The sequence below is a fragment of the Geodermatophilus sp. URMC 61 genome, from assembly GCF_052931555.1.
The window spans coordinates 5,454,195-5,473,182 of record NZ_JBRFHZ010000002.1; the positions used below are offsets into that span (position 1 = coordinate 5,454,195).

At 74.0% G+C, this 18,988-nt stretch carries 15 protein-coding genes; 9 read left to right on the top strand and 6 right to left on the bottom strand.

The annotated features are described in order from the left end of the window. The first annotated feature begins 43 nt into the window (after positions 1–43). Genes ACU610_RS25650 through ACU610_RS25665 form a run of 4 tightly spaced genes read left to right on the top strand, consistent with a single transcriptional unit; the run spans position 44 to position 7,288 of the window. Positions 44–1,381 (top strand): lanthionine synthetase C family protein, encoded by a 1,338-nt coding sequence (locus ACU610_RS25650; protein WP_446770510.1) that lies wholly within the window; start codon positions 44–46, stop codon positions 1,379–1,381. Continuing rightward, positions 1,378–4,602, top strand: a complete 3,225-nt coding sequence (locus ACU610_RS25655) for a lantibiotic dehydratase (RefSeq protein ID WP_446770511.1) — start codon at positions 1,378–1,380, stop codon at positions 4,600–4,602. Before ACU610_RS25650 ends, ACU610_RS25655 begins: the two co-directional genes overlap by 4 nt. Further along, positions 4,599–5,138 (top strand): hypothetical protein, encoded by a 540-nt coding sequence (locus ACU610_RS25660; RefSeq protein WP_446770512.1) that lies wholly within the window; start codon positions 4,599–4,601, stop codon positions 5,136–5,138. The genes ACU610_RS25655 and ACU610_RS25660 overlap by 4 nt, the downstream gene beginning before the upstream one ends. Beyond that, on the top strand, positions 5,135–7,288 hold the full coding sequence (locus ACU610_RS25665; RefSeq protein WP_446770513.1) for a peptidase domain-containing ABC transporter: 2,154 nt from the start codon (positions 5,135–5,137) through the stop codon (positions 7,286–7,288). The genes ACU610_RS25660 and ACU610_RS25665 overlap by 4 nt, the downstream gene beginning before the upstream one ends. A 72-nt stretch (positions 7,289–7,360) precedes the next feature. On the opposite strand, the gene ACU610_RS25670 is transcribed toward ACU610_RS25665, so the two are convergent. Together ACU610_RS25670 and ACU610_RS25675 are read right to left on the bottom strand one after the other, a co-directional pair. Continuing rightward, positions 7,361–8,368, bottom strand: a complete 1,008-nt coding sequence (locus tag ACU610_RS25670) for a sulfite exporter TauE/SafE family protein (protein WP_446770514.1) — start codon at positions 8,366–8,368, stop codon at positions 7,361–7,363. A gap of 252 nt (positions 8,369–8,620) precedes the next feature. Further along, positions 8,621–9,169 carry a sigma-70 family RNA polymerase sigma factor gene (locus ACU610_RS25675; RefSeq protein ID WP_446770515.1) on the bottom strand — a complete coding sequence of 183 codons (549 nt, stop codon included), beginning with the start codon at positions 9,167–9,169 and terminating at the stop codon, positions 8,621–8,623. An 87-nt stretch (positions 9,170–9,256) separates the two neighbouring features. Between ACU610_RS25675 and ACU610_RS25680 the strand changes: the two genes are divergently transcribed. The 5 genes from ACU610_RS25680 to ACU610_RS25700 are packed head-to-tail and all read left to right on the top strand — an operon-like array spanning position 9,257 to position 14,216. Continuing rightward, entirely contained in the window at positions 9,257–9,901 is a 645-nt protein-coding gene (locus ACU610_RS25680; protein WP_446770516.1) for a zf-HC2 domain-containing protein, read from the top strand. Then, on the top strand, positions 9,898–11,685 hold the full coding sequence (locus ACU610_RS25685; RefSeq protein WP_446770517.1) for a copper resistance protein CopC: 1,788 nt from the start codon (positions 9,898–9,900) through the stop codon (positions 11,683–11,685). The genes ACU610_RS25680 and ACU610_RS25685 overlap by 4 nt, the downstream gene beginning before the upstream one ends. Before the next feature lie 40 nt (positions 11,686–11,725). Next, positions 11,726–12,496, top strand: coding sequence for a YcnI family protein (locus ACU610_RS25690; RefSeq protein ID WP_446770518.1), 771 nt, complete (start codon positions 11,726–11,728; stop codon positions 12,494–12,496). Further along, on the top strand, positions 12,493–13,158 hold the full coding sequence (locus ACU610_RS25695) for an SCO family protein (protein WP_446770519.1): 666 nt from the start codon (positions 12,493–12,495) through the stop codon (positions 13,156–13,158). Before ACU610_RS25690 ends, ACU610_RS25695 begins: the two co-directional genes overlap by 4 nt. Beyond that, positions 13,155–14,216: a hypothetical protein gene (locus ACU610_RS25700; RefSeq protein WP_446770520.1), complete on the top strand. Its 1,062-nt coding sequence runs from the start codon at positions 13,155–13,157 to the stop codon at positions 14,214–14,216. The genes ACU610_RS25695 and ACU610_RS25700 overlap by 4 nt, the downstream gene beginning before the upstream one ends. 179 nt (positions 14,217–14,395) lie before the next feature. Here ACU610_RS25700 and ACU610_RS25705 read toward each other — a convergent pair whose 3' ends face one another. Genes ACU610_RS25705 through ACU610_RS25720 form a run of 4 tightly spaced genes read right to left on the bottom strand, consistent with a single transcriptional unit; the run spans position 14,396 to position 18,690 of the window. Next, entirely contained in the window at positions 14,396–15,196 is an 801-nt protein-coding gene (locus tag ACU610_RS25705; RefSeq protein WP_446770521.1) for a phosphocholine cytidylyltransferase family protein, read from the bottom strand. Continuing rightward, on the bottom strand, positions 15,186–16,304 hold the full coding sequence (locus ACU610_RS25710; protein WP_446770522.1) for a CDP-glycerol glycerophosphotransferase family protein: 1,119 nt from the start codon (positions 16,302–16,304) through the stop codon (positions 15,186–15,188). The genes ACU610_RS25705 and ACU610_RS25710 overlap by 11 nt, the downstream gene beginning before the upstream one ends. Next, positions 16,301–17,116 carry an HAD family hydrolase gene (locus tag ACU610_RS25715; protein ID WP_446770523.1) on the bottom strand — a complete coding sequence of 272 codons (816 nt, stop codon included), beginning with the start codon at positions 17,114–17,116 and terminating at the stop codon, positions 16,301–16,303. The genes ACU610_RS25710 and ACU610_RS25715 overlap by 4 nt, the downstream gene beginning before the upstream one ends. Continuing rightward, positions 17,113–18,690, bottom strand: a complete 1,578-nt coding sequence (locus ACU610_RS25720) for a mannitol dehydrogenase family protein (RefSeq protein ID WP_446770524.1) — start codon at positions 18,688–18,690, stop codon at positions 17,113–17,115. The genes ACU610_RS25715 and ACU610_RS25720 overlap by 4 nt, the downstream gene beginning before the upstream one ends. Between the last annotated feature and the right edge of the window lie 298 nt (positions 18,691–18,988).

Below are 18,988 nucleotides of genomic sequence, written 5' to 3' on the forward strand. Positions count from 1 at the left end.
TGGGCCGGGAGGCGCGAACGGGTCGACCTCCGACCTGTAGATCATGCTGCTCCGCCTGGCCACCCCTGGCGATCGACCTGCCGGCTGCACCCACCGGAGGCGTGGGCGAGCCGTGACCAACTGGCGACCGCTGGTGTCGGGTACCGCCCGACAGCGGACTCTGCAAACTGTCGATGCCATCGCGGAGTCCGTCACTTCCCGGTCCCCCGGTGAGCGGGCTCTCTCGCTCGCCGGGGGACAGGCGGGCCTAGCGGTCCTCTACGCGTGGCTGGCGAGGGCGCGTGGAGACGCCCGCGCGGCCGAGCTCGCTCGAGATCACCTCGATGAAGCGATCGAGGGCCTGGCTCACGAGGTCATGGGGAGCTCATTCTGGAGCGGGTTCACCGGCATCGCGTGGGCGGCCGACGTCGTGGGTTGCCTGCTGGACGGACCGGGTGAGGACGGCGGTGCGGCTGTCGACGACGCCGTCGCACGCGTCCTGTCGCGCCGTCCGGTGGGGCCGGTGTCCCACGACCTGGTTGCCGGGCTGACCGGGCTCGGCGTGTACGCCCTGCAACGCCGTCGGCGTCCCGTGGCGGCCGAGTGTGTCCATCGCATCGTCGAGCGACTCACAGACATCGCGCGACAGGACGACGACGGGGTCTTCTGGTGGACCGACCCAGCGCACATCTGGGAGGCGAGCGAGCGGGAGCGCTATCCGTCCGGCCGCGCCGACCTCGGCGTGGCCCACGGGGTCCCCGGCGTCATCGCGCTGCTCGGCGCACTCTGTGGCGCCGGGGTCGAGCGGGCGACCGTGCGTCCCCTCCTCGAGGGCGCCGTGCGTTGGCTCCTGGCCCAGGCAGTGGAGACCGCGTCGGGGCCCACCTTCCCCATCTGGGTGGCGCCGGGCTTCGAGCCCGTTCCCGCCCGCACTGCGTGGTGCTACGGCGATCCGGGAGTGGCCGCAGCCCTGTGGACGGCAGCGCAGGGCGCCGGAGAACCGGAGTGGGCGCGAGAGGCGGTGGCGCTCGCCTGCCGTGCCGCCGAGCGTCCGGTGCCGGAGACGGGGGTCGTCGATGCCAGCGTGTGCCATGGCACGGCTGGGCTGGCGCACGTCTACAACCGGCTGTACCAGGCCAGTGGAGAACCGCAGCTGGCACGTGCCGCGATCGACTGGCTGGAGCGGACGCTCGACTGGTGTGACCTGGCGCGGTCCAGCGGGGGTCAGTGGGTGACCGGGACCCCGGACCTCCGGGCGGGGCCGTGGACCGGCATCGGGGTGGTCGGCGGAGCAGCGGGGATCGCTCTGGTGCTCCTGGCCGCTGCCACGCCGGTCGAACCCTCGTGGGACCAGGTGTTCCTGCTCTCGGCACCCCGCGACTCGGAGGTACGAATCACATGACCGGGCGTGGACAGACGCCGCCCTTCGCTCCTTCGGGTTTCTTCGTCCTCCGCACCCCGTTGCTGCCCTTCGACGAACTCGCAGCCCTGGGTGAGGGGCTGGAGGCCGTCGGGGCCGTCGAGGACCCGCATGGGCTCGATCGGGCGCTGGCCAGGGACCGGGCGAGGGTCCGCGAGCGGCTCCGGGCAGCGGTGTCCCGCCCAGAGCTCAGAGACGCGCTCTTCGTGGCCTCCCCGGACCTGGACGAGGCGTTCGACCACTGGACCCGGGAACCGGACAGCAGACGGGGTCGCAGGCTCGAGGCCGCCCTGGTGGCGTACTTCAGCCGGGCTGCCGCCCGCGCCACGCCCTTCGGTCTGTTCGCCGGCTGCACGACCGGCACGACCGGCCCGCAGACGAGCCTCCGGCTGCCGTCCCGGGCCCACTACCAGCGCCACAGCCGGCTGGACATGGACTACCTCTGGGCGCTGTCCGCGGCGGTCGAGCGGGACCCGCGCCTGCGCGCGGGGCTGACCTACCGACCCAACTCCAGCCTGTACGAAGCAGCGGGACGACTGCACCTCGCCGAGGCCCGCTTCGCCGACGCGCGCCGCTCGTACCACCTAGTGGCGGTCGACAAGAGTCCCCACCTGACCGCCACGCTGGAGCGGGCCGAGGACGGCGCGACGCTCGGGGAGCTGGCCGCTGCGCTGGTCGACGGGGAGATCACGCGGGCCGAGGCCGACGAGTACGTCGCCGAGCTCGTCGACAGCCAGCTCCTGGTGTCCGACCTGCGCCCGGGCGTCACGGGCGACGAGCCGATCCACGGCCTGGTGGCGACCCTGGCCGGGCACGCCGAGACCGCGCCGCTGTCCGGCCGGCTCGACGAGGCGCGCCTTGCGCTGGAGAAGATCGACGCCGAGGGCCCGGGAGTATCGCCTGATCGTTACCGGGCGATCACCGCGGTCCTCGACGAGCTCCCCGCCCGGCCCGAGCTCTCGCGCCTCGTCCAGGTCGACCTGGTCAAGCCGGGAGGGGACACCACCCTGGGGAGCCAGGTCCTCAGCGAGATCAGCCGGGGCGTGCGGGTGCTCCACCAGTTGGCGCCGGCCCGCCTCCGCGACAGCCTGTCCCGGTTCCGCGAGGCGTTCCGCTCTCGCTATGAGACCCGCGAGGTCCCCCTCGCCGAGGCGCTGGACGAGGAGACGGGCATCGGCTTCGAGGTCTCCGATGCGCCGCACGCCGGAGCTTCCCCTCTCCTGGCCGGGCTACCGCTCGGCAGCGGCGGGACGTCCGAGGGCGGGCGCTGGACAGGACGGGACGGCCTGCTCCTCCAGAAGCTCGTACGGGCGCTCCAGGAAGGGGCCGGTGAGGTCAGCATCGAGGCCGCCGACCTCGAGCGCCTCGCCACCGGCCGGCGACCTCCGGTCCCCGACGCCTTCCACGTCATGGCCGCGGTGGCCGCCGAGTCGGAGGACGCCATCGCACGAGGGGCGTTCCGGGTCCTGATCGACCACGTGGCGGGTCCGTCCGGTGCGACGATGCTGGGTCGCTTCTGCCATGCCGACCCGGATCTGCTCACGCGGGTCGAGGCCCAGCTGCACGCTGAGGAGGCGCGCCGTCCCGAGCCGGTGTTCGCCGAGATCGTGCACCTGCCCGAAGGCCGCATCGGCAACATCCTGTGTCGCCCTGTACTGCGTGACTACGAGATCCCCTACCTCGGCCGTTCCGGTGCGCCGACGGATCGGCAGATCCCCGTCTCGGACCTGCTGGTGTCGGTGCGCGGTGACCGGGTCGTCCTCCGCTCCCGTCGCCTCGGGTGCGAGGTCGTGCCCCGGCTGACCACCGCGCACAACTACAGCTGGCGGAGCCTGGGGCTCTACCGCTTCCTGTGCCGGCTCCAGACCCAGGACGTGGCCGGGTACCTCGCCTGGGACTGGGGTCCGCTCTCCGACGCGTCCTTCCTGCCCCGGGTGGTCAGTGGACGGGTGGTGCTGTCCCGTGCGCGCTGGAACCTGGCCGAGTCGGACGTGCAGACGCTCGGTCAGGCAGGGACCGCCTCCGGGTTCGCCGCCGTGCAGCGATGGCGTGCCGACCGGCGGCTGCCCCGCCACGTCGCTCTCTCGGACGGCGACAACCAACTCCTGGTCGACCTGGACGACGTGCTGAGCGTCGAAGCGCTCGCCCACCAGATCCGCGGGCGACGCGGGGCGGTGCTGGTGGAGATGTTCCCGGGCCCGGACGAGCTGTGCGCCTCCGGCCCTGAAGGGCGCTTCGTGCACGAGGTGATCGTCCCGTTCGTCCGGACAGGACCCCAGGAGCCGAGTCAGGGGACGATGCCTGGCCGTGCGGTCTCCGTGCGTCGTCGCTTCCCGCCCGGCTCTGAGTGGCTCTACGCCAAGCTGTACGCCGGTGCCGCCACCGCCGACCAGGTGCTGACCCGGGTGGTCGGGCCCGTGGTGGAATCCGCCGTGGCGGCCGGCGACGCCGATCGCTGGTTCTTCATCCGCTACAGCGACCCCGACTGGCATCTCCGGATCCGGGTGCACGGTGAACCGGGGCGGCTCGCGGCCGAGGTCCGGCCGCGGCTGGAAGCAGCGGCTGCCGCCTCCCTCGACACCGGTCAGGTGTGGCGCGTGCAGTTCGACACCTACGAGCGCGAGGTCGAGCGCTACGGGGGAGACCTCGGCATCGAACTGGCGGAGCGGGTCTTCCATGCCGACAGTGACGCCGTTCTCGCCATCCTGCGCTCGCTGCCGGGGGAGGAGGGGCTCGACCTGCGCTGGCGCCTTGCGTTGCGGGGGATCGACCTCCTCTTCGACGACCTCGGCCTCAGTCTGGAGCAGAAGCGATCCGTGGCGCGGGAGGCGCGGGAGGGGTACGGCCGGGAGTTCGGTGCCGATGGGGCCTTCCGAGGTGCAGTGGGCCGGCGGTACCGGACGGAGCGGACGGGCCTGGAGGCGCTGTTCGACCCCGGCAGGGGTGTCCCCTCCCGGCTCTCGTCCGGCCTGGAGGCTCTGCACCTGCGGTCACTGCGCCTCGCGCCCCTGGCAGCGGACCTGCGCCGGACGGCGGAGAGCCGGCAGCTGTCGCTGCCGCTGACCGAGGTGGCGGCCAGCTACGCCCACATGCACGTCAACCGGCTGCTGCGCTCCGCGCAGAGGGCCCAGGAACTCGTCCTCTACGAGATGCTCGACCGTGTCTACAGCGCTCGTGCGGGGCGCCTGACCTCCTCGTCGTGACCATGTCCGCCGACCTGTTCCGCCGAGAGGCCCTCGAGTACCGGTCCCGCCCGCGGCAGCCGGGTGCTGTGCTGCAGGTCGGGGCTCCATGGGTGCGATGGCTCTACTGGGTCGTGCTGGCGCTGGTGGCCGTGGGCCTGGCGCTGGCGTTCACCGTTCGGGTGGAGCTGACCGCTTCGGGACCCGCCCTCGTCGACCCGCAGGCGCGGACGTTCGTCGCCGTCCTGCCAGCTGTCGCCGGCACCGAACCGCAGGACGGTCACCCACTGCGTCTCGATGTGGCCGGGCAGGCGGGGTGGGGAGATGTCCCGGCCACGGTGACGCATGTACAGGCTGCCGACGAGGCCGACATCCGACGGGTCGGCTTCAGTTCGTTCCCGCAGCCCGCCGTCCTCGTCACCGGGGTCCTGCGCCCTGGAGGGGGAGCCACGCCCGCGACGCCGTCGGCGCGCCTGACGGGCAGAGCAGTGGTCGTCCTGGGCTCGGAGAGGGCGTTCTCCCTCGTCCTGCAGGAGTTCAGGGGAGCGTCGACGTGAGAGAGCAGGTGGTGCGCCGGCGGGTGCCCTGGGTGCGGCAGCTGGAGATAGCCGACTGCGGAGCCGCTTCCCTGGCGATGGTGCTCGCCTACCACGGCCGGCACGTACCGTTGGACGAGCTGCGCGAGATGACCAGCACGAACCGCGACGGCGTGGACGCGTTCGCCCTGGCCCAGGCGGCCCGGTGGTACGGCATGACGGCGCATGGGGTGGCCGCCGACATCGATGCACTGGCGGCACTTCCCCCCGCCTCGATCCTGCACTGGGAGTTCGACCACTTCGTCGTCTTCGAGCATGTGGGGAGGAAGGGAGTCCACGTCGTCGATCCGGCGCTGGGACGTCGGCGACTGTCGTTCGAGGCGTTCCGCCGTGCCTACACGGGGGTGGCCGTCATCTGCGAGCCGGGCCCCGATTTCCAGCGGACCCCGCGTACGACCAAGGGGACGTGGCGCTACCTCCGACCACTGCTCGGTCAGTCCCGGATGCTCAGCCGGGTGCTCGTCGCGTCGGTGCTCATCCGGCTGGTCGCACTCGCCCTGCCGCTCCTCACGGCGCTGATCGTCGACGAGATCGCCCCCCGCAGCGACCAGCACCTGTTGATGGTCGTCGGCGCCGCCATGGCCGGTCTGATCTGTTACTACTTCCTGGCGTCGCTGTTGCGCGCCCACCTCCTGTTGCAGCTCCGCACCATTCTCGACGTGCGGCTCACCACGAGCTTCGTCGAACACCTCGTCGACCTGCCGTACGGCTTCTTCCTGCGACGGTCGGCCGGCGACCTGATGATGCGTCTGCAGAGCAACGCCGTCGTGCGGGAGATCCTCACGACCGGCGCCCTGGCGGCCCTGCTGGACGGCAGCCTGGCCAGCTTCTACCTGGTCCTGCTCGTCGCGCTGAGCCCGACGCTGGCTGCCCTCGTGCTGGGGCTCGCCCTGCTCCAGGTGGCCGTCCTCCTCCTGTCCTGGCGGCGCAACCAGCACCTGATGTCGGAGAGCCTGCAGGTCGAGGCCAAGGCGCAGGGCTACACGTACCAGCTCCTGGCCGGCATCGAGACCCTCAAGGCCAGCGGTGCCGAGCGTCGGGCGGCTGACCACTGGGAGGGGCTCTACGTCGACCAGGTGAACGTGGCCCTGGCGCGAGGTCGGCTGAACGCCGCCGTGGGGGCGGTGATGGGCACGCTGCGAATGGGCTCGCCGCTGGCCGTGCTCCTCGTGGGTACGTCCCAGGTCCTGGAGGGGCGGATCTCGCTCGGGACTCTGCTCGCCGCCGCCGCGCTGGCGACCGGGTTCCTCGAGCCACTCGCCACGCTCGTCGGGACCGGGCTGCAGATCCAGCTGACCCGGAGCTACATGGAACGCATCAACGACGTGCTAGACACGCCCCGGGAGCAGGAGGGCGAATCCGTGACACCCGCGGGCCACCTGCACGGTCACGTGCGGGCCGAGGGGATCTCCTTCTCCTACGGCTCGCTGGCCCCGCGTGTGGTCGCCGACGTGTCGCTCGAGGTGGAGCCCGGTCAGCATCTGGGCATCGCCGGCCGATCCGGGTCCGGGAAGTCGACTCTCGCTCACCTGCTCCTCGGGCTGTACAGCCCCTCGTCCGGGCGGATCCTGTTCGACGGAGCCGAGATGAGCCAGCTGGAGGTCCGTTCCCTGCGCCGACAGGTGGGCATCGTCACCCAGCGACCCTTCCTGTTCGGCTCGACCATCCGCGAGAACATCGCACTGTCCGATCCCTCGCTGCCCCTCGAGGCGGTGGTCGAGGCCGCCAAGCTGGCCTGCATCCACGACGACATCACTGCCATGCCCATGGGCTACGACACGTTGCTGCTCGACGGAGGCGCTTCCCTGTCGGGAGGGCAACAGCAGAGGATCGCCATCGCGAGAGCGCTCGCTCACCAGCCGGCCATCCTGCTGCTGGACGAGGCGACGAGCGATCTGGACAGCGTGACCGAGCGGTCGGTGCTGGAGAACCTGGCCTCGGTGGGCTGCACCACCATCGTGATCGCGCATCGCCTGAGCGCCATCCGGAACGCCGACCTCATCCTGGTCATGGAGCGAGGGAGGGTCGTGGAACGAGGGACGCACGACGAGCTCGTCGCGGTGTCCGGTGCATACCGCCAACTGGTCGAAGCCCAGGTCGACATGGCCTGACCTTCGACGGGGGAGGGCCCCGCTCGGCTACAGCCGGACGGGGCCCTCCCTGCGTGCGTGGTGCTGCGGTCGCTAGTCCCGCGGGTCGCGGGGGCGGCCCGCCGTGACGCCGCGCCGCAGGTCGGCGGCGTCCGCGCCGTCGGCCGGGGGCACCGGGTGCTCGGCCTCGGCCAGCCGGGCGGCCTCGGCGGCCAGGGCGTCGGCGGACTCCTGCGCCCGGTCCTTGCGGTACTGGCGGTAGGAGTGCACGACCGCAGCGGCCCAGACCGCGTAGATGACCGCGTAGACGGCGTAGCGCACCGGGTCGGCGGCGTCGATCCAGTCGCTGCGCAGCAGCGTTCGGGTGTTGGTCAGGACGATGATCCCCCCGACGAGCGAGCCGAGCAGCCGCGGCGGGACGTGCCGGACCAGCCACGCGGCGATCGGGGCGGCGATCAGACCCCCGACGAGCAGGGCGGCGACCCAGGGGAAGTCGATGCCCTGGGAGCCCAGCGCGACGAGGAACCCGAGGCTGGCGGCCAGCGCGACCAGGAACTCCGAGGTGTCGATCGAGCCGATGACCTTGCGGGGCTCCATCCGGCCGCTGGCCAGCAGCGCCGGCGTCCCGACCGGGCCCCAGCCGCCACCGCCGGTGGCGTCGACGAACCCGGCCACCAGGCCCAGGGGGCTGAGGAAGCGCTTGCGGACCGGCTTGCCGAGGTTGCGGCGGTCGATGCCGCGGAGGGTGAAGCGGACGAGCAGGTAGGCGCCGAGCGCCAGCAGGATCAGCGACATCACCGGGGCGGCGACCTCGGTGGAGAGGTTGGACAGCACGGTGGCGCCGGCGAACGCGCCGACCGCACCGGGGACGCCGACCTTGGCGACGACCTTCCAGTCGACGTTGCCGAACTTCCAGTGCGACAGGCCCGACGCGAGGGTCGTGCCGATCTCGGCGAGGTGGATGGTGGCCGACGCGGCGGCCGGGTTGGTGCCGATGGCCAGCAGCAACGTCGTCGACGTGACGCCGTAGGCCATGCCGAGGCTGCCGTCGACGAGCTGGGCGCCCAGGCCGGCGAGGGCGAGCAGGACGAGGGTCTTCACGGGCTGGGGTCTCCGGATCCGGGGAGGGGGCCGCGGGCGCGCGAGCAGGCGCAGCACAGCGCGGGAGGGACGACGAGGAGTGCGCGGAGCGCGGGAGTCAGCAGCCCGGACAGCAGGCGGTGCAGACGCGCAGCAGGTCGACGTGGATCCGCCCCACGAGGAGCACCGTCGTCGCCGCCACGACGGAATGTCTACCAGATCGATGGGGATAGACCCATGCCCCGTCCCGGTGAATGGGACGGCTGACGGCGGTCAGGCCCGCCCGGTCGCCGCCTCGTCCTCCGCCAGGGCTCCCACCAGGTCGGCCCGGGCCCGCGCCACCCGCGACCGGATGGTGCCCACCGGGCAGCCGGCGACCTCCGCGGCCTCCGCGTAGGGCAGCCCGAGGAGCTGGGTGAGCACGAAGGCCTCGCGACGGTCGGAGGCGAGCCGGGCCAGCAGGTCGGCGACGGCGGCGCCCTCACCCACCCGGTCGGCGTCGTCCCCGGTGCCCAGGGCCTCGAGCTCGGCGTCCTCCCGCACGAGGGTGAGCCGGCGACGCCGGCGGGACCGGACGGCGTCGGCGCACACCCGCCGGGCGATCGACAGCAGCCACGTGCGCAGCGACGAGCGCCCCTCGAAGCGGTGCAGGGACCCGAAGGCGCGCAGGTAGGTCTCCTGCGTCAGGTCGTCGGCGGACTGCCGGTCGCCGAGGGCCGCGCACAGCCGCCAGACGTCGGACTGGGTGGCGCGCACCAGCGCCGCCGCGGCGAGGGGGTCGCCGTCGACGGCGGCAGCCGCCAGCCGCTCCAGCTCCTCCATGCGTCCCATCCTCCCCGGTGGACCGTCACCGCCACGCCACCCGAAATGAGGGGGAACCAACCAGCCTCGGAGGACGACCAACCCATCATGCAGTGCACCCCGTACCGCGAGGCGCTGTCCGCGCGGCTCGACGGCGAGTCGCCCGGCCTGCCCGCCGGCGAGCTCGACGCGCACCTGGACGCGTGTCCCGCCTGCTCCGCCTGGGCGCGCCAGGCCGAGCTGGTCACCCGCCGCGCCCGGCTCGCCCCCGCCCCGGTCGTGCCGGATCTCACGGCCACGGTGCTGGCCGCACTGCCCCGCGAGCTGCCCGGCACGGCGGCGGCGGCCCGCGCCCGGCTGGCCGCCGCCGCGCTGCGCCTGGCCCTGCTGGCCGTCGGCGTCGCACAGGCCGCGTTCGCCTGGCCCTCCCTCGCCGCCGGGACCGCGGCGATGAGCGCACCGGTGCACATGGCCCACGAGACCGGCGCCTGGAACCTCGGCATCGCCGCGGCCTTCCTGGCCGTGGCCGCCGCCCCCCGGCTCGCCGCCGGCGCGCTGCCGTTCCTCGGCACCTTCGCCGCGCTCCTCGTCGTCCTCACCGTCGCCGACCTGCGGGCCGGACGCGTGCACGCCGAGCGTGCGGTCACCCACCTGCTGCTGCTCGCCGGCGTGGCGCTGGTCGGCACCGTCGCCTGGCGGGGACGCCGGCGCCGGGAGCTGCCCGCCGTCGGCCGGGAGCGGGTGCCGGCGTGAGGCGCCGCGCGCCCGGGGCGCTGCTGCTCCTGCTGGCCCTGCTCGGGCTGTGGTCGGTGGCCGGGGTGGCGACCGCGCCACCGGCCGCCGCGCACGCCGAGCTGGTGTCGACCGACCCGGCCGAGGGCGCCCGGCTCCCCGAGGCCCCGGACCGGGTCACGCTGACCTTCACCGAGGGCGTGTCCCTCGGAGCCGGCTACGCCCGCGTGCTGGACGCCTCCGGGCAGCGGGTCGACGCCGGGGACGCCACGGTCGAGGGCGACACCGTCGTCGTCCCGCTGCGCGCGGACCTGCCCGACGACGGCTACCTCGTCACCTACCGGGTGGTCTCGGCCGACTCGCACCCCATCTCAGGGGCCTTCTCCTTCGCCGTCGGGAGCGGCGAGCTGGTGGCCGCGGGAGCCTCCGGGGGCACGGGCGACACCGACCCGGTCGTCGGCGCGGCGCTGCCGGCGGCCCGCTGGCTGGGCTTCGCCGGCCTGGCGCTCGCGATCGGCGTGCCCGTGCTGCTCTCGACCGCGTGGCCGGCCGGCTGGGCGTCGGCGCGACTGCGCCGCATGACCACCGGCGGGCTGGTCGCCGTCGCCGTGGGTGCCGCGCTCTCGTTCCTCCTGCAGGGTCCCTACGCCGCCGGCAGCGGGCTCACCTCCGTCGCCGACCCGGCGCTCCTCGGCGCCACCGCAGACTCGGCCAACGGGGCCGCCCACCTGCTGCGGATCGTCTTCGTGGCCGGGCTGGCGGTCGTCCTGCGCACGGTCTGGCGGCGGGGGAGCGCTTCGCTCCCCGACGTGGTCGCGGGCGGGGTGTTCGCCGTGGCCGTCGTCGGCACCGTGGCCGCCGTCGGACACCCGGTCGCCGGGCCGCTGCCGGTCCTGGCGGTCGCCGCCGCGGCGGTGCACGTCGCGGCGATGGCGGTCTGGCTGGGTGGGCTGGCCGGGCTGCTGGGTGGCGTGCTGCGCGAGGAGGCTCCGGGGGCCGACGTCGCCCGCGCGATGCCGCCGTTCTCCCGGCTGGCCGCCGGCTCGGTCACCGCGCTGGTGGTCACCGGCGTCGTCCAGTCGGTCCGCGAGGTCGGCTCGCCCACCGCCCTGGTGACGACGACCTACGGCTGGGTGCTGCTGGCCAAGCTCGCGCTGGTCCTCCTGCTGCTCGCCGCGGCCGGCGTCTCGCGGGTGTGGGTGCAGCAGCACCTGGGCGTCCGCCGGCCCCGCCCGCCGCGCCGCCGGGTGACCGCGCACGCCTTCTCCGCGTCCTCCGAGGAGCCCGAGCCCGACCCCGTGGTCGCCTCGGCCGCCGGCGCACGCGCCGAGGTGCAGGCCGCCGCGGCCGCCACCGAGCGGCCCGCGCTGCGCCGATCGGTGCTCGTCGAACTCGCCGTCGGCCTCGTCGTCCTGGCGCTGTCGGCCGTGCTCGTCGGCACGCCGCCGGCGCGCGCGGAGGTCGCCCAGCCGGTGGACGTGACGCTGCCGGTGCAGACCACGGCCGGGCAGGACGGCAGCGTGCAGGTGTCGGTCGACCCGGCCGCCGCCGGGCCGAACACGCTGCACCTCTACCTCCTCGACGAGCGGGGGCAGCTGACCCAGCCCGTCGACATCCGGGTGACCCTCACCGAGGAGGCCCAGGAGATCGGTCCGATCGACATCGCCCTCGAGCCCGCCGGGCCCGGCCACTACGTCGCCGACGGCATGGCGGTCCCCGGCGCAGGCACCTGGACCCTCGCCGTCACCGTGCGGCTCGACGAGTTCACGGCCGGCACCGCCACCACCACCTTCCCGGTGCGCTGAGCCCTCGGATCCCGCTCCACCCCGTCCCGACAGGAGAACCGTGTCGTCATCCCTGCCCCGACCGCTCGCGCGGCTCGGCGTCGTCGTCCTGGCCCTGCTGACGGCGCTGTCCGCCGCCCTCGCCGGAGCGGGTGCCGCCTCCGCGCACGTCGGCGTCTCCTCGACCGACGCCGCCGCCGGCGGCTTCGGCAAGCTGACCTTCCGGGTGCCGACCGAAAGCGACACCGCCAGCACCGTCGCCCTGCGCATCTCCATCCCGGAGGAGTCCGCGATGGCCTCCCTGCGCGCGCAGCCGGTGCCCGGCTGGACGGTGAGCATGACGACGTCGGCCCTGGCCACGCCGCTGGAGAGCCACGGCGAGCAGGTGACCGGCTACGTGTCCGTCGTGGAGTTCCGCGCGGCCGACGGCGGCGGCATCCGGCCCGGCGAGTTCCAGGAGTTCGCCCTCTCCGGCGGACCGTTCCCCGAGGCCGGCCAGCTGTCCTTCCCCACGGTGCAGACCTACGGCGACGGCACCGAGTCGGCGTGGATCGAGCCGACCGTCGAGGGCCAGGCCGAGCCGGAGCACCCCGCCCCGGTGCTCACGCTGACCGAGGCCACGGCCGGCACCGACGACGCCGCCGCCACGACCGCCGTCGGCGCCACCCACGACGCGACCGGGACGGCCACCGACACCGCGGCGACGGGCACCGGCCACGGCGACACCGATCCCGGTGCCATGGCGCTCTTCGTGTCCATCCTGGCGCTGTTCACCGGTGTGGCCGGCATCGTCGTCGGATGGCGCGCGGGCCGTCGTACCGTGTCCTCGTGACGACCTCCTGCCGCAGCCGGCTGGCCGCCCTGACCGTCTCGGCCGGGCTCCTGCTGGCCGGCTGCGGGGGCGCGGCCGCCGACGGCACCGCATCCGCCGAGGGGCACGACCACTCCGGCGACGCCGCCGCGGTGGTCGAGGGCCCCGAGGACCGCTACGCCGGGCTGGACCTGCCCGATCCCTACCAGCGGCCCTCCTTCACCCTCACCGGCCCGGACGGTCAGCCCTACGACTTCGGCACCGAGACCGCCGGGGCGCCGACGCTGCTGTTCTTCGGCTACACCAACTGCCCGGACATCTGCCCGACCACGATGGCCGACGTCGCCGTCGCGCTACGCGGGGTCGATCCGGCGCTGGCCGAGCGGGTGCAGGTGGTCTTCGTCACGACCGACCCGGCGGTCGACACCCCCGAGGTGCTCGCCGAGTACCTGGGCCGCTTCGACGCCGACCTGCCGACCCGTTTCCTCGGGCTGACCGGGGACCAGGCCGCCATCGACCGCGCCCAGCTGGCCGCGGGCGTGCCGCTGGCCGAGGACTCCGGCCGGCTGCACTCCTCGCTGCTGCTGCTCTACGGCGCCGACGACCGCGCCCACGTCGCCTTCGACGCGGGCAACACCAGCCGCGACATCGCCGGCGACCTCGGCCTGGTGGCCGGGGCGTGAACCGGGCGGCGGCCCGCCTGCTGGTCGTCGTCCTCGCCGCCCTGGCCGGGCTGCTGCTGGCCGGGCCCGCCCAGGCGCACGTCGGTGGTGGAGCGGCGGGCAGCGACTACGACGGTCGGGTGCTGGCGGTCGACCCGGCGCTGCCCGGGGTCGCGGTGCGGGTGCTCTCCTTCGGCGACGAGTTCGAGGTGGTCAACCCGACCGCGACCGAGGTCGAGGTGCCCGGCTACTCCGACGAGCCGTACCTGCGCATCGGTCCCGACGGCGTGTGGCGCAACGCGAACAGCCCGGCCACCTACATCAACCTGGACCGGTTCGGTCGGGTGACCCTGCCCGCGCACGCCGACCCGGCGGTCGAGCCGGACTGGGTGCAGGTGTCGACCGAGCCCAGCTACGTCTGGCACGACCACCGCACGCACTGGATGAGCGAGGACCTGCTGCCCCCCGCGGTGGCCGCCGACCCGACCCGCGAGCACGTGGTGTCGTCGTGGGTGGTGCCGATGTCCTACGGCGGCACGCCGGTGCAGGTGCGCGGCGTGCTGACCTGGAGCCCACCGCCGCCGGCCTGGGTGGTGTGGCCGCTCTACACCGTCCTGGCACTGGCCCCGGTCGCCGCGGCGCTGGTCGGCCGGGGACCGCGCCCGCTGGGGGTGCTGCTGGTGGCCGGCGGCGCCGCCGCGGTGTACCACGCGGCGACCACGCCGGAACCCGCGGCGAGCGTCTCCTCGCACGCCGGCGCACTGGTGTCGGCGCTGCTGCCCGGGCTGCTCGCGCTCGCCGTCGGTGTCGGTGGGCTCGTCGCCGCCGTCCGGGGCCGCGGTGGGTTGACCGCGCTGCTCGCCGTCGTCCTGGGCTGGCTGCTGCTCGTGCAGGGGCTACCCGACATCGACGTGCTGTGGACGTCGAACGTGCTGGCCGAGGGGCCGGTGCTGCTGACCCGCGCGGCGGTGGCCGTGCTGGTGGCCCTGGGCGCCGGCTGCGTCGTCGGGGGCCTGGTCGGCACCCGTCGTTTCCGCGAGAGCCACCGCCCGGCCGAGGAGTCCCTGCCCAGGGGCTGAGGAAGAGGACTCCCTGCCCTCCGCCACGTGGCCCCCTCCCGGGGCCCACCGCGGCCCCGTCCCGGGTCCCACCCCGAGCTTGCGAGGGATGAGGAGGACGGGGTCCTTCCACGGTGGGAGGTGGGGGTCCTTCTTCCTGCAGGGGGCCGCGCGGCGGCAGGGGCAGGGCAGACCCGCTGCTACACCCGGTCGTCGGTCACCGGCTGCAGGTGGCTGTGCTCGGCGAACAGCGCGTTGGCCCGCTCGAGGTCGGCCTCGAAGTCCACCTCGACGGCGGCGTGCTGCGAGATGTCCAGCGGCCGCACGTGGAGCCCGGCGGAGGCGATGGCGGTCTCGATGCCGCGCTCGAAGTAGTCCTGCTCCGCGCAGGTCGCGAGGTGCTCGATCAGCACCGGCTTGTCGGCGGAGGAGACGTGGTTGATGCCGACCGCCTCGCCGAGGCCGCCGACCACGGTCTTGGACAGCTCCTCGATCCAGCCCTCGGCGTCGACGGTGTACTTGACCTCCTCGTCGGCGACGGTGGAGGTGTCGACGCACACGAAGCTCTCGTCGGCCCGCAGCGAGGGCAGAGCGGTCTCGAGCACCGCCGGGTCGAAGACCACGTCACCGTTGAGCCACAGCACGCCGCCGTCCCGGGTGGCCCGCAGGGCGCGCAGCAGGCTCTGCGAGGTGTTCGTGACCCGGTAGTCGGGGTTGTAGGCGAAGCGCACGTCGGGGACCGCCCGCATGACGCGCTCGGCCTCGAACCCGACGACCACGGTGATGTCGACCGAGGGGCCGAGCACCGAGCGCAGCCCGTCGAGCTGGCGCTGCAGGATGCTGCGCCCGTCGTGCAGCGGGGTCAGGGGCTTGGGCCAGGGCCGGCCCAGCCGGGTGCCCATCCCCGCGGCGAGGATGACGACCTGGACGGGCACGTCCAGCGCGGGCGCGGCGGGGGTCGGCCCGGTCGGTTCGGCAGTGGTGGCGCGGTCAGCGAGCACGGTCGTCCCCTCCTCGGGTGGTGGTCCCGCCGGCCGGTACCGGCGGGAAGATCAGGTCGAGGACGCGCTCGGTGGCGTGCCCGTCCTCCAGGTGGCAGAAGGTCTGCTGGAACTCGGCGTAGCGGGTGGCGTAGCGCTCGCGCACCCCGTCGAGGTCGGCGAGGGCGTCGATCAGCTCCGTGCTGGTGGACAGCAGCGGCCCGGGGGCGACGTCCTCCAGGTCGAAGTAGAACCCGCGCAGCTCGTCGCGGAAGTAGGCCAGGTCGTAGGTGAAGAACAGCATCGGCCGGCCGGTGATGGCGAAGTCGAACATCGTCGACGAGTAGTCGGTGACCATGGCGTCCGCGGCCAGGTACAGGTCCCGGATGTCGGGGTGGCTGCAGACGTCGTGCACCGGCGAGCCGTCGACGATCTCCAGCCGGTCCATGACCATGTTGTGCAGCCGCAGCAGCAGCACGTGGTCCTTCCCCAGCCGGGCGGTGAACTCGTCGAGGTCGACGGGGAACTCGAAGTCCTGCGGCCCGGTCTTCTTGAACACCAGGTCGTCGCGCCAGGTGGGGGTGTAGAGGACGACGGTCTGGTCGTCGCCGATGCCCAGGTCGGCGCGGACGGCGGCGCGGACGGCGTCCCGCTGAGGACTGCTGAGCAGGTCGTTGCGCGGGTAGCCGGTCTCGTGGATCTCCCCGCGGTAGCCGAAGGCGTTGCGCAGCCGAGGGGTGCTCACCGCATTCGGCGACAGCAGCATGTCCCACTTCGCGATGTCGTGCTCCAGGTAGGCCAGCCGGCCCTCGGGCGCCCAGCGGACGTCGTTGTGGATCCGCTTGAGCGGGGTGCCGTGCCAGGTCTGCAGGTACCGGGCGCCGGGCTTCTTCTCCCAGTCCAGCGGGATGTGGTCGTTGCTGATGACCAGGTCCGCACCCTCCAGCGCCGCGATCGACTCGGGGCTGCCGAAGGTCACCGTGGCGATGTCGTCGGGGAAGGTGGCCTGGGTGTGCGGGGCCGAGAGCCAGGTGTGGGTCGCCTCGACGCCGCGCTCGAGCAGCCCCTCGTAGAGCGCGCGGGGGCTGTCGGAGAAGTGGCCGCGGAAGGCGACGTAGACGATGTTCACCCATCTCCTCCGGTCGGGATGAGGTCTCCGGTGGCCCGGTGGGTGAGCACCGGGAGCAGCAGATCGGCCAGCTGCTGCCAGGAGTCGACCACGGTGAGCACGCCCGCGTCGAACAGGGCCGCTGCTCGCTCCGCGCGCTCGCCCTCCGGGACGAACAGCAGGTTGCCGACGGTGGGGCAGCCGGCCCGCACCGCCGACAGGGCGCCGGGGACGGAGTCCTCCACGGCCAGCCCGGCCTCCGGCGCGATGTCCAGCTGCTCACAGGCGTGCAGGTAGACGGCCGGGTCGGGCTTGCTGGTGGGCACCGGCAGCGAGTCCTCGGCGCTGAAGCGCACGGCCGGCGGGATGAGCTCGTCCAGCCCGGTGGCGGTGAAGCAGGCGGCCAGGCGGGTCAGCGCGCTGGAGCTGACCGCGGCGAGGCGCAGGTACGCCGACAGCGCCGTGAGGGCGTCGCCGGTCTCCGGGTGCGGGGTCAGGGTGGCGCCGAGGTGGGCGGTGACGGCCCGCTTCTCCTCGGCGACCCACGGCTCGACGTCGACCTGCGGGTGCCCGGCCTCGGCGGCCAGCCGGCGGGCGGTCGTCCGGAAGTTCATGCCCGTGGTGGCCAGCCGCAGCTCCTCGGGGGAGAACCGACGGGCGACGCCGAGGTCGGCGAGGAAGCGGTTCGTCACGCCGGCGGACGCGACGAACGCCGGCTCCTCGGAGGGGAAGAGGTTGCCGTCGGCGTCGCAGAGGAGGGCCTCGAGTCGCGCGACGAGCGGCTCGGGGAGGGCGGGCATCGGGGTGGTACCTCCGGGCGGGACGGCGGTCATCGGGGGAGGGGGCGGGCGGCCAGGGTGGCGGCGACCGCGGCGCGGGCGCCGAGTCGGTCGAGCCGGGCCAGCGCGCGGCTCAGGTCGGCGACGAACGCGGGGTCGTCGCCGAGGTCGCCGAACACCGGGCGGACGGCGAGCAGCGGCCGCGGGTCGCCGCGGCCCTCCAGCGCCAGGGCCTGCAGCTCGGCGGCGCGCGGGTCCTCCAGCGGCAGCGGGCGGCCAGCGTCGTCGGTGCCGCGCAGGTACCGGCACCACCCGGCCACGGCCAGCGTGAGCAGCGGTGCCGAGCGCCCCTCGACCCGCGACTGGCGCAGCGAGGGCAGCAGGTGCTGCGGCAGCTTGGCCGAGCCGCGCCGGCACAGCCGGGACAACCGGTCGGCGATCGCCGGGTTCGCGAAGCGGTGCAGCAGCGTGTCCTTGTAGGCGGCGAGGTCGACGCCGTCGGGCTCCGGCACCAGCGGGGTGACCTCGTCGTCCATCAGCCGGGCGACGTACGCGGCGAAGACCGGGTCGCCCATCAGCTGGTCCATGCGGATGTACCCGGCCAGCGAGCCGAGGTGGCCCAGCGCCGAGTGGCTCGCGTTGAGCAGCCGCGTCTTCATCAGCTCGTAGTCGCCGACGTCGGGGACGAAGTGGACACCGACCTCGTCCAGCGGCGGGCGGCCGGAGCTGAAGACGTCCTCGATGAACCACTGCGAGAACGGTTCGGTGACCACCGGCCAGCGGTCGTCGACGCCGTAGCGGGCGGCGAGGGCGGCCCGCTCCTCGGGTGGGGTCTGCGGGGTGATCCGGTCGACCATGCTGCTGGGGAAGGCGACCCGGTCGTCGATCCAGCGGGCGAGCACCTCGTCGCGCAGCCGGGCCAGACCGACGACGGAGGCACGGGTGGCCTCGCCGTTGCGGTGCAGGTTGTCGCAGGAGACGACGGTGAACGGCGCCAGGGCCGCCCGCCGGCGCCGGTCGAGGGCCTCGACCAGGTAGCCGAAGACGGTGGACGGCGCCGACGGCTCCGCCAGGTCGCGGGCCACGTCGGGGTCGTCGGCGCGGAAGGCACGGGTGTGCGGGTCGAGAAGGTAGCCGCCCGCGGTGATGGTGAGCGTCACGAGCCGTGTGCGCGGGTCGCTGAGCCGGTCGAGGACGGCCGCGGGGTCGTCCGGGGCGTAGAGGTAGTCGACCATCACGCCGACGACCCGGGCGCGCTCGCCGTCCGGGCTGCGCTCGACGACGGTGTAGAGGTGGTCCTGCGGAACGAGGGCCTCCTGCAGGTGGCGCCGCCGCAGGCCGACGCCGACCACGCCCCACTCGGTGGAGATGCGCCGCTCGGCCAGCTCGTCAAAGTAGATCAGCTGGTGGGCGCGGGAGAAGCCCCCCATGCTCAGGTGGACGACGGCCGGGGTAAGTGCACCGCGGTCGTACGTGGGGACGGCGACCCGTGCGTCGTGCCTGTGCAACGTCGCCTGCCGGAGTGGGCGCACCCGCAGCGCCGCCTCAGGGGGCGCCGGGAGGACCGCGGCCGCCGCCCGGTCGTGGGCCGGCGCCTCGGGTCCCGTCATGGGCTCTGCCGTGGTCATGCGGCGTCGGTCCTCCCTCGTGCAGGTCGTGCGCTGACGTCCCCCCTCGCGGCGGTCCTTGAGCGGCCCGGTGACGTGGGCCGCGCGGTGCGGCGATGATCATGACTACACGGGGCAACGAGGTCCGGCCAGTCCAGGGCCTTCCACTCGGTGGCGTGAGCCGCGATGGGCGCAGGGCGTCGCGGCGCGGTGTTTTCACGCCGAGGACCGAACGTAGCCGCCCGCGACCCCTCGCAAACAGCCGGGCCGTGTGACGCGCCGGACGTGGGCGACGTCACTCCGGCGCGTCCTCCAGGAC